The sequence below is a fragment of the Helicobacter anatolicus genome (assembly GCF_021300615.1).
In the GTDB taxonomy this organism is placed as follows: domain Bacteria; phylum Campylobacterota; class Campylobacteria; order Campylobacterales; family Helicobacteraceae; genus Helicobacter_H; species Helicobacter_H anatolicus.
This window is the reverse complement of record NZ_JAJTMY010000005.1, coordinates 1-11,311: the sequence shown is the minus strand read 5'-3', so window position 1 is coordinate 11,311 and position 11,311 is coordinate 1. Positions and strand designations below refer to the sequence as shown.

Here is an 11,311-nt window from a genome sequence, read left to right as displayed (position 1 = left end):
GATTTTTGAAGATATTTGCAAGAAAATACATAAATCCTGTTGAGTAAAAAAATTTCGTAAGTAAAAAATCTGTTGAGGTAATATAAAAAAAGATTCCCCTTATATTTTATATATTAAAAAATAAGGGAGAGCAGCTTGAAATTAGCAAGAATAAGTCATGATAAATTCATAAGGATGAGGGCGAGCTTCAATAGGCCATACTTCTGTTCTAAATTTTACATCTTTATAAGTTTGGATAAAATCTTCACTAAAGACATTACCTTGTTTGAGATATTCGCGATCAAGAAGCATTTCTTCAAGAGCGGTTCTTAGGGTATGAGGCATTTGTTTGATACCTTTTTCTCTGATTTCATTAAGAGTGAGTTTGAAGAGATTGATATCCATAGGGTTACCTGCATCAATTTTTTGTTGCATGCCATCAAGTCCTGCCATGAGAATAGCACAAAATGCAAGATAGGGGTTTGCAGAGCTATCTGGGAATCTAAATTCTAGACGCGCACTTTTGCCTTTACTATTGTAGGGAATCCTTACACTAGCACTGCGGTTGTTGGCGGAATATGTGAGGATAGAGGGTGCTTCAAACCCTGGGATTAATCTTTTAAAAGAATTTGCAGAGGCATTAGTAAAGGCAGCGGCTGATCTTGCATGTTTTAACACACCGCCTAAAAAATATAATGCGTCTTGACTGAGGTTTTGGTATTGATTTCCAGAAAAAATATTTTTTTGATTTTTCCAAATGCTTACATGGGTATGCATTCCACTTCCATTATCACCATATAGGGGTTTTGGCATAAAAGTAGCGGTTTTTCCATTGAGGTGAGCAACCATTTTTACGACATATTTGAGTTTTTGCACATTGTCTGCAGTTTCTAATAAGTCTCCAAATTTTACGCCAATTTCTCCTTGTCCTTGTGCTACTTCATGATGGACTACAAAAGTCTCAAGTCCCACTTGATGCAATACCTTCACAATTTCTGCACGAATATCTACCATGCTATCTACAGGAGGGACGGGAAAATATCCACCTTTAGTACCAGCACGATGCCCGATATTAATGCCATTTTCCATTGCTTTATCTCTTTTCCATTCCCCTTCTTCGCTATCAATCTCATAGTATTGTGAATTCACAGAATCTTTGATTCTCACATCATCAAAAATAAAAAATTCATTTTCTGCACCGATAAATACTTGATCACCAATTCCTGTTTCTTTGAGGTAGGCCATTGCTTTTTTTGCGATACTTCTAGGGCATTTTTCATAAGGAGTATTGTTGTAGATATCCCAAATATCACAAAACACAATAGCGGTAGAATCTGCACTAAAGGGGTCGATAAAATATCTGACTAAATCTGGTTTTAATAGCATATCAGATTTTTCTATTGGTTGCCAACCTTGCATAGAACTTGCATCAAAAGGGATACCCTCTTGAAACATTTCCTCCTCAATTGCATTAATATGGTAGGCAAGATGGTGCCAAACCCCTTTGATATCACTAAATCTAAAATCTACAAACTCTACTTCATTTTTTTCACAAAATTCAAAAAAATCTTTAATTTGGGATTGTATAGACTCCATAACCTTCCTTTTTTATTAATGTTAGTAAGTTATTTTAGCATTTATTTTTTTATTTATTAGATATGCGATGATGGATTTTTTTGCAAAGAGAATTGCTAAAAAGACATTTTATTTGTGGATGTGTGGCGAGATTTTTTGGCGTGATATAAAAGATGGTTTTTAGGTTGTGGTTTTTGACATTGATAATGAGTTTTTTTGGATCAAGGAGTAGGGAGCATTGCGGGGTATTTTTGATATTGTGTTGGTTAAAAATAGTTTGAATATCTTGGATTTGCACAGATTTTCTTGCAAAATATGCAGTGGTGAAAAGATTTGCAAGATGATTTTGAAAATTTTGTAGATTTTGTGTGATGCGATAATTGCAAAGTGTTTCTTTAAAAGAGGCATGTTTTAGTATAAAAATACCAATGATGCCTAAAAGTAGAATCACAAAGAGTGTTTCTAATAAAATAAAAGCGTTAGAATTTGATGCTGGAAGTTTCAAGAGGGATTGTAATTGGTGTGGGATAAGCTATTAGAAGTTTTTGACAAAGTGGCGAAGTGATAGTGGAATCTACTTTTAAAACAAGGTTGTTGGATATAAAATCAATGGATAGGCAGTTATTTTGCATGTCAATAGCATTGTTTTTTGCAAGTTTTACGCCTGTATTTGTGGCAATCCATCTTGTGGGGCTAAGCCCTGTTGTTTGCATAATTGTATTGCCGTTAAGTTGGGAGGATTGTAGATCTTCTAGTATAAATTTTTGTTGCATTGCATTGAGGATATTTTGTGTGTCTGCAAGGATTGCAGCGTATTGTGCATCACTGCGCGTGAGTGAAAATCGTGGAATAGCAATACTTGCAATGATTCCTAAAATCACAATAACAAAAACAAGTTCTATCATACTAAAGGCAGGTTGCATAGATTTTGATGAATGAAGAGGGGATTTTTTCATACTAATGCTTCTATAATTTCTTTAACAAAAATTGCTGAAGTATTTGCTGCTTGTTCTAAAAAAGTATCAAAGCTAATATCTGCTTCTTGATCTGCGCTATCACTAATGGATCTAAAAATGCAAAATGGTATATTAAAAAGATTGCATACTACTGCTACAGCAGCACCTTCCATTTCAACAGCATCTGCTTTGAACTCTTTAATGAGAAAATGTTTTTTATTGGCATCGTGGATAAATTGATCTCCAGAAGCAATAACTCCTTCTTTTAGTAAAATCCCCTTTTTTTGTGCAATTTGTTTAGCAAGATTGTTGAGTGTAGAATCTGTTGTAATATAAATACTACTTTCAGGGATAAAGCCTAGGGGGTGACCAAAAGCACTGATATCTACATCATGCTGACAAAGTTTTGTTGCAAGCAGTAAATCTCCCACTTTTAAATCAGGATGCAAGCCTCCTGCAACTCCACTAAAAATGATTTTTTCACATTTAAAAAGTGTAATGAGTGTAGTGGCGGTAATACTTGCATGCACTTTACCAATTTTGCTATAAGCAATAAAAATTTTAATATTTTTATGGGTGATTTCATAAAAAGTATTATTTGCAATTTTATGAATTTTGTAATCTTGAAACATTTTTAATAAAGGGGTGATTTCTTCTTGCATAGCCCCAATGATACCAATAATCATTTTTTTGCCTTATTTGTGTAATTTTTCTAAAACTTCTTTTAAAGAAGTAGTATCTGAAATACTAAAAGTTTCTTTTTGACTTAAGCGTTTGTTTAATCCTTTAAGAACACTACCATGACCAAATTCAATATATGCATCAATTTCAGAATCTATTTTATAGATACTTTGCTTATATAATACAGGATTTGTGAGTTGATTACTTAAGACTTCTAGCGCTTCTTCTTTTGTATTATAGGGATTTGTAGTAACATTAGAAATTACTGGTAGAGAAAAATTATCCATCAAAATAGGGGTGATAATTTCTTTAAAATCTTTATTAATGCTTTCTAATAAGGGACAATGGCTTGCTACAGACATTGGAAGCAATAAAGCGCGTTTTGCTCCTAGTGTTTTGATAGGAGATTCAAGCTGTGCTAAATCTGCTTTTTTTCCAGCAAGTACAATTTGTCCCTCACCATTGTAGTTGGCACACCAAACCGACATTCCTTCCTCTCTTTTTTGTGCACAAAAATTTTCTAAAACCGAATCTTCAAGCCCCACAATTACCATCATTCCTGCATCTTTTCCCTCACAAGCTTGTTGCATGAGCATTCCTCTTTTATGTGTCAAAGCAATAGCATCTTCAAATTTTAAACCATTTGCAGCACAAATAGCACTAATTTCTCCTAGCGAATGTCCAAGTGCTAAATGTGCTAGTATTGGAGATTCTTGTTGTAGAATTGTGTGTGCAATATAGCTGACAAGGAAAATTGCAGGTTGAGTAAATTGTGTTTGGTTTAAAAGTTCATTTTCTTCAAAGCAAAGTTTTTTCATGTCGATATTAAGAATATTGCTTGCTTTTTCAAAAAGTTCTCTAGCTAAGTCAAAATTATCATAAAAATCTTTTCCCATAGAGATGGATTGACTTCCTTGACCAGGAAAAATAAAGGCATAATTCATAGTTTTTTCCTAAATAAAATAATTTTTTTAATTAGATTGTATCAAACTTCCTATTAAAAAGTTATAAAAATTGTTTTTTTAAGTTTTATTTTATAAAAATTATTTTACAATAGCATCTCTAGTTGTTCAGAACTAGAAAAGGCAAAGGACCGGTGGGTGAGTTGGCTGAAACCACATCCCTGCTAAGGATGCGTAGCCGCAAGGTTACCGAGGGTTCGAATCCCTCCCTGTCCGCCATTTACTCATTTCACACTAATTCTAAAATCTCTCTAAGCCCCTTAAATGCAATAATTAAAATTTTTTTGATATTACAATTCCTGGTAACATAGATTTTTGTGTCTTTAAAATACGATTAGTTTTTAAATTTTAGAATTGTTGCTATAATTTTTTCACAAGTGACGGGAGCCTATAAATAGGTTGAGAGTAAGCTTTGTAGCTTAGACCGCACCGGATCTAGATAATGCTAGCGTCGGGAATGCTTAAAACTCTGTTCTATAGACCTCTGCATTTGTTCTCTAAAAATATTTTAAGGAACAAAGATGAAGCAAATTTTCTTTTTTATTGGTAGTGTTGTTTTGGCACAAGAATTCGTGCTTGAGGAAATAAAAAATATTGAAGATTCTGCACTTTTAAGTCGTGTGGAAAAAGAGCAATCAAGTTCAAAAGTCAAAAGTGAAGATATAGAAAAATACCTTATTAAATCTACGACAGATTTAGTAAAGTATTTTCCAAATTTGAAAATTTATGCACAGGGTTCTGATACTTTTCCACTTGTTTCTTTTAGGGGTATTTCTAGTCCAGATTATTATTCTTCTGTTTTGGGAGTATATGTTGATGGAATTCCTCAAAGTCCTAATTTTTTAATTCAAAATCTCTCAGATATTGAAGATATTGTATTAATTAATGGAAGTGAGGGGCTTTTGTATGGAGAAAATGCCCCGCTTGGATTGATTTCTATTACCACAAAAAATCCTATGCAAAAAAATTATGCTTATTTGGGTTTGCAGGCTTCTGTCCTTCAAGAAGATATAAATGCACAAGTGGGTTGGAATCTTATAAAAGATAAATTATGGGGAAAAATACATTTTAGATATCTTCGAGACAATGGTTTTATTAAAGATCCTATAACTAACAAAATGCTTAATTATAGCGATTCTTTTGTTATGGGAACTAGTTTGTATTATCAAGCAACAGAAAATATATTATTAAATGCAAATTATAGTTTTTATAAAACTTTTAGTCGCAAGGATTTTTTTCTCACTCAATCACAAATTGATAATTTAAAATTACCGAGTAATGAGGGGATAAGTTGGGAAGATTTTTCTTCAGGGATACAAGATAAGATTCTAAATAAGACTCCATATATTGATTTATATGCACATCATCTAAGCTTAAAAATGGATTATTTTATGAATAATTCTACACTAAGCATTGTAAGTGCATTGCAAAAAAATAATACATTAGCTAATTCTTATCCAGGTATTTATGTGAAAGATGAAAAAAATGATGGATATTATTATGATACTACGCAAATTATTGGTGAGGCAAAACTGCAAACCAATTATAAAAATGGTATGGAGAGCTTGCTAGGAATTTATTATAAATATCTTGTAATAGATAATGGTATGAAAGATGTTCCGACAGAGGTTTTGGGATATAGCGGAAATTGGGATGCAAAAGAAGATGTAAATACTGCTGCAATTTTTGCAAATATTTCTATCCCGTTTAAAAAATGGGTTTTGCATACAGGGTTGCGTTATCAATTATTTCATAATTTTATTATCTCCAAACATCCTCCAGTTACGGATATTTTGCCCTATCAAGATTCTGAATTTTTTCATGCAATTAATCCAAGAATTTCCCTCTTTTATCATTTTAAACCTTATAGCAACTTTTTTGTAGAGCTTTCTAACTCTACAAAACCAGGAGGATTTTCTAAATTTCCTTTTGCAGATACAGATACCATTCCTTATTATTCTGAACAAATTTACAGCATAGAAGTAGGAAATAAGACTTTTTTACTAAATAATCATTTGAAATTTAAGAGTGCATTTTATGGAATCTTGAGAACAAATACACAAAGCTATGTGGGGGTGGGTTATTACAAAAGTATAAAAAATATCGGCAATGCGTATGCCATGGGGCTTGATTTAGAGATAAGTTATACAGGTAGATATTTTAATTTTTTTACAAATCTTAACATAGGAACATCGAAATTTTTTAATGGTGGAAAAAACAAAGGAAGTATTACAATTTTAGGAAAAGTTGGAGAATATGACCTCTCTAACTTAAGGCCAAAATTCTCTCCTGTCTTAAGTTTTGATACTGGTTTTGATATTTTTTTATTCAAAAAACAAAGACATCTTTTAATTCTCTCTATACTTTCACATTTTACTAGCTTATATTATTTAGATGATTTTAATAGAGAAAAAGAGTTGATACAAAAAGCTTTTGTTTTGCTTGATGCTGCATTGAGTTATGAATTTGGCAAAAAATACCAAGTGGCATTATTTTGTCAAAATCTTACTGATACGCGCTATATTACAACAGCTTTATGGAATGAGAAGGGTAAAGCATTTGTTGTAGGGAATCCTGTGAATATTGGGGTAAAATTTCTAGTAAATTATTGAGTTTTATGGTATCCTTTTTGACTGAAACTAATCGCAGGATTTTTGTATAAATGAGAAGCCTTTTTTTGTTTTTTTGTTTGGTTGTATCACTACATGCCTTAAAGATTGATATATCCTATGGTAAAGAACAAGGCAAACCTTTTTCAATTATTACACTTACGCATAATAGTCCTTTTAAATGCAAAAGTATTTTGAGAGAGGAGTGGCGTTCAAGCTTTGTACAATGTATTATAGATTCTATTCCAGAAAGTGGTTTTTTGCCATTTGATACAAAATTTTTTGATGTGTCTTATCAGATGATTGACAAAAAATTTCATCTCATTATTAAAGAAAAAGATAAGTATAAGCAGCAGCTTTTTTATATTCCTGATGATATTCAAGAAAGTGGTTTTTTTCTTGGTGTAGAAGAAGGGTTATCTAAAACTTGGCAAATTGTGGGTTATGATAAAGAAATACCATTTCTTTCAGAAAATAAGAATAGAGGGATTAATTTTCCTATTGAACTTGCAGAAAATAAATATCATTATATCGGAGAGATTGATACCGATAAAAAACCTGTTATTACATCGCTTGGTGCAGATTATTTGGAATATCTTAAAGTGAAAGATTTTATTGAAAGCAACTCTTATGGACCAGCTTTAAATGCAATTGCTGCAACTTTTAAAAAATTTCCAAATACACTTTTTGCAAAAGATTTATTATTTTTTCAAATTAAAGCGTTATATCATTTAAAGCGTTATGATAGCGTGATAGATTATGGGGATAATTGGATTAACCATTATGCTTCGGATTCTAGCGTTCCTGAAGTGCTTTTTATTTTAGGTAAAACTTATATGCATTTAAAATTCCCTAGTGAAGCTATGTATTATTATCGTAGAATCATTGATGAGTATCCAGAAGATCGTTTCGCACCTCTTTCTAAAATGAAAATTGCTTCTCAACTGGCGCAAGGGGCAAATACTGGTTTAGCGCGTATTTATTTTTCTCAAGCTTATCAGGAAACAAAAAACACTAATGATGCAATTGAAATTGCAATTGAGTGGGCAATTTTTGAAATACAAAATAATCATATACAAAATGCAGAAGAGCTTTTTGATAAGGTTGTAAAAACTCATCCTGAATATTTTGCAAAAGAGCAGGATAAATCTGTGAGACTTTTGGCATTTTTGAGTGAAAAGCAAATGTATAAAATTGCAGCATTAATAGGGCAAAAATTTGTAGATCATATCAATAAAGAAGAATCTTCTTATGAAAAAATATTGTTTTTGCTTGGAAAATTTTATGAAAAATCTCAGCAATTTGATGATGCACATAAGGTAAATTTGCAGTATTTGAAAGAATATGATGGGTATCCAGGGGCAAAAGAAGTGCTTTCGCGAGATGACAAATTGCTTTTTAAGGTTAGTGGTAGTGATAAAGAAAAAATAGAGCGTTATGACTATATTTTGCAAAAATATGCTAATACTCCCGAAGCATTGAAAGCTGCTACACTAAAAGCAGAGATACTTATTAATGAGCATAAGTATGAAGAAGTTTTGAATATGAAAAAAGTTTTGCCAAAAGATAATGAGCTCTACAATAAGGCATTGGCACTTTTAATTAATCAAAATATTAAAGAAGGCCATTGTTCATTGATTTCTCAATATTTAGCTGAGATTGAGGATTTTAAATATATTGAGAATAAAATGCAAGCATTTGATTGTCTTTATGCGTTACATTTTAATTCCAAGGCTGAAAATTTAGTAAAAAAAGAAATGGAGAATAAAGAATCTCCACTTTATTTAGATTGGCTTTATCGCGATGCAAAAAATCTCTATAAACTTGGAAAATATCAAAATAGTATTTTGGCAAGTAAGGATGTTTTAAGTTTAGCAGAGGCAAAGAAAAAACCACAATATAGGGATATTTTATTTACAATGTTTGATGCATTAAATCGCTTAAATTCTCCCGATACTATCAAAATATACGGAGAGCTTGAAAAACGATTTGAAGGTGACAAAAGAATGCTTAAGGTCTATGTTACATTATTGGAGAAAAATACAAATGTTAATACTGCTAAACTTGTGTATGCGCAAAAGCTTTATGAATTACAGGAAAAACATAAAATAAAGGATTATACACCATTTGTAGAGTTTATATGGATTGATGCATTAAAAGAAAATAATGATTTTCAAAAAGCCTATGGGATTGTTGCAAAACTGGTTGATGAAAACTTAGGAGATTCTGAAAAACAAAAGGCGTTTTATTTGAAAGCAGATTTGGAATTAAAACTAGGAGAAAAGGTATCAGCAGCTAATTCATTGCAACAATGCACAGATATTGTTGCGGAGTCATCTTGGAAAATTTTGTGTGAAAAAAGCAAGGATTTACTAAAGGAGTAAAGATGAGTATATTTAGAGAGTATGATATTAGAGGAGTTTTTCAAAAAGATTTAGATAGAGGTAATGTATTTGCAATTGGCTATTATCTTGCTGAAGCAATAAAAGAAGTGGGGCAAAATCAGGTTTATATAGGTTATGATGCAAGAGTGCATTCTAAAGAATTGTTAAAATGGTTGAGTGATGGCTTGATTTATAACGGTATTGAAGTTTTTTCTTTAGGGATGATTCCTACTCCAGTGGCATATTTTTGTGTATTTAATCAAATCGAAAAATTAAAAATTACAAGTTCTATTATGATTACAGGTTCTCATAATCCACCAGAATATAATGGTTTTAAGATCACTATAGATCAAAAACCTTTTTATGGACATATGATTCAGGGTTTGAAACAAAAGATAGAAAATTTTATGCCTACTTATAAAGAAGCCGATCGAGATTTGCAAGATATTGATGGTTTAAGTGTTTATGTGGATTATTTAAGTAAGCATTTTGTAAGACTTAGGGATTTTCAACATATTGTTGCATTAGACTATGGAAATGGTGTGGGGGGCATTGCAATGCAAAAGATTTTAAAATCTTTGAATGTTAAACATCAAGCTTTGTATGAAAATCCAGATGGTAATTTTCCAAATCACCATCCAGATCCAAGCGAGGAAAAAAATTTACAAGACCTTAAAAAAGTAATGCAAGAAAAGGATATTTCTATAGCTCTTGCTTTTGATGGAGATGCAGATCGTATTGCATTGCTTACTAAGAATCATAGCTTTAAAGGAGATGAACTAGGAATCTTATTTGGAAGAGAAATTGCTAAGCAAAAGCCAAATCCATTGGTTATTGGCGAAGTAAAATGTTCGCAAATTATGTATGATACAATTAATACATTTGGTAGAAGTCTCATGTATAAGACAGGACATAGCAATTTAAAAGTAAAACTTAAAGAACTTGATGCAGATTTGGCAGTAGAAATGAGCGGACATATTTTTTTCAATGATCGTTATTTTGGCTATGATGATGCAATTTATGCAGGATTAAGAATCTTAGAATTATTTTTGAGTTATAGTGTTGATGAGATAGAGGGGATGATTAGCATATTGCCTAAAATTTTTGCAACACCTGAGGAAAAAATTAGCGTTACAGAGGAACAAAAATTTATTTTGATTGAAAAATTAAAGCAAAAATTAAAAAATCCTCCTATAGATTTTCCCAAGATTTTGGATATTGTAGATATTGATGGCGTGCGTGTGATTTTTGAAAAAGGATGGGGGCTCGTGCGTGCGAGCAATACTACTCCTGTGCTTGTTACACGCTTTGAGGCTTCAGATGAGAAAAATGCTTTGTTTTATAAGAAAAAACTTATTGATTTATTGGAGGTAGATGGATTAAAATAATAATTATTATATTATTTTAATAATCATTATCATTTTTATTTTATTTTAAGGAAAGAGTTGTTATAATTCCCTCGTGCTACAAAGAAGTTTTGTAGTTATTCTTAAAGTAATAAAATTTAGTTTTTACATCGTCTTCCTTATGTTCCCTCGCTTAAAGCGAGGGTTTATTATCTTCTTTTTCATACAATAATTATTTTAAAAATAAAATCATATGGATTAATTGTGTTACAGATTAGAGAAATTAGATATCTAGATTTGCCGCTTTTAGAAAAATTGTATACTCAGTGTATTAAAGATAATCCACTAGGTTTTATACAACGTCTGGATTTATTGCCAGATTTTAAAGACACAGTAAGAGAGATTCAAAAAAACGGTGGAGGTTTTTTTGGTGTTTTTAGAGAGAAGGAATTAATAGGAATGTGTGGGGTAAAAAAACTGCAACCTAAAGAAGTGGAGTTGTGTAAATTTCATATTGCAAAAAAATATCAATCAAAAGGATACGGCTTAGCAACACTACAATTTATAGAATCTTATGTTAAAAAAAGAGGCTTTAAAAAAATATCATTACATGTTAGCAAGTCCCAATATAAGGCAATCTCTTTATATAATAGGTTTGGTTTTATGAAATTAAAAGAGGAGTGTTGTAGAGTAGAGCTTCAAGGAGAGGTGGTATTTTTTGATACCATTTTTATGGAGCTGGAAATTTAATAGCTATAAATTATTTACGAGATAAATTAAAAATACTCCGTATGGTTTTGAGGTTTTTGAATTTTGGCA

The 11,311-nt window shown here is 31.4% G+C and carries 9 protein-coding genes and 1 tRNA gene; 5 read left to right on the top strand and 5 right to left on the bottom strand.

What is annotated here, in order from left to right; genetic code table 11:
• Positions 1-141: 141 nt before the first annotated feature.
• From glnA to fabD, 5 genes are read right to left on the bottom strand one after another with little or no spacing between them, the layout of a single operon-like run.
• Entirely contained in the window at positions 142-1,575 is a 1,434-nt protein-coding gene (gene glnA / locus LW133_RS06650) for a type I glutamate--ammonia ligase (protein WP_233077645.1), read from the bottom strand.
• 49 nt (positions 1,576-1,624) lie between these two features.
• Complete coding sequence (locus tag LW133_RS06645; protein ID WP_233077644.1) at positions 1,625-2,059, bottom strand: pilus assembly FimT family protein; 435 nt, start codon at positions 2,057-2,059, stop codon at positions 1,625-1,627.
• On the bottom strand, positions 2,034-2,510 hold the full coding sequence (locus LW133_RS06640; RefSeq protein ID WP_233077641.1) for a type II secretion system protein: 477 nt from the start codon (positions 2,508-2,510) through the stop codon (positions 2,034-2,036). The genes LW133_RS06645 and LW133_RS06640 overlap by 26 nt, the downstream gene beginning before the upstream one ends.
• On the bottom strand, positions 2,507-3,196 hold the full coding sequence (locus LW133_RS06635; protein WP_233077639.1) for a 5'-methylthioadenosine/adenosylhomocysteine nucleosidase: 690 nt from the start codon (positions 3,194-3,196) through the stop codon (positions 2,507-2,509). The genes LW133_RS06640 and LW133_RS06635 overlap by 4 nt, the downstream gene beginning before the upstream one ends.
• 9 nt (positions 3,197-3,205) lie before the next feature.
• Positions 3,206-4,135 carry an ACP S-malonyltransferase gene (fabD, locus tag LW133_RS06630; RefSeq protein ID WP_233077637.1) on the bottom strand — a complete coding sequence of 310 codons (930 nt, stop codon included), beginning with the start codon at positions 4,133-4,135 and terminating at the stop codon, positions 3,206-3,208.
• 146 nt (positions 4,136-4,281) lie between these two features.
• Here fabD and LW133_RS06625 point away from each other — a divergent pair.
• From LW133_RS06625 to LW133_RS06605, 5 genes are all read left to right on the top strand, one after another.
• A tRNA-Ser gene (locus LW133_RS06625) sits at positions 4,282-4,372 on the top strand.
• A 302-nt stretch (positions 4,373-4,674) separates the two neighbouring features.
• Entirely contained in the window at positions 4,675-6,765 is a 2,091-nt protein-coding gene (locus tag LW133_RS06620; RefSeq protein ID WP_233077635.1) for a TonB-dependent receptor, read from the top strand.
• Positions 6,766-6,815: 50 nt separating this feature from the next.
• Positions 6,816-9,146 (top strand): tetratricopeptide repeat protein, encoded by a 2,331-nt coding sequence (locus LW133_RS06615; protein WP_233077633.1) that lies wholly within the window; start codon positions 6,816-6,818, stop codon positions 9,144-9,146.
• Between the two features lie 2 nt (positions 9,147-9,148).
• The gene (locus tag LW133_RS06610) at positions 9,149-10,534 is read left to right on the top strand and encodes a phosphomannomutase/phosphoglucomutase (RefSeq protein WP_233077631.1); all 1,386 of its coding nucleotides are present in this window, start codon (positions 9,149-9,151) and stop codon (positions 10,532-10,534) included.
• Positions 10,535-10,765: 231 nt separating this feature from the next.
• Complete coding sequence (locus LW133_RS06605) at positions 10,766-11,242, top strand: GNAT family N-acetyltransferase (protein ID WP_233077706.1); 477 nt, start codon at positions 10,766-10,768, stop codon at positions 11,240-11,242.
• The last annotated feature ends 69 nt before the right edge of the window (positions 11,243-11,311 follow it).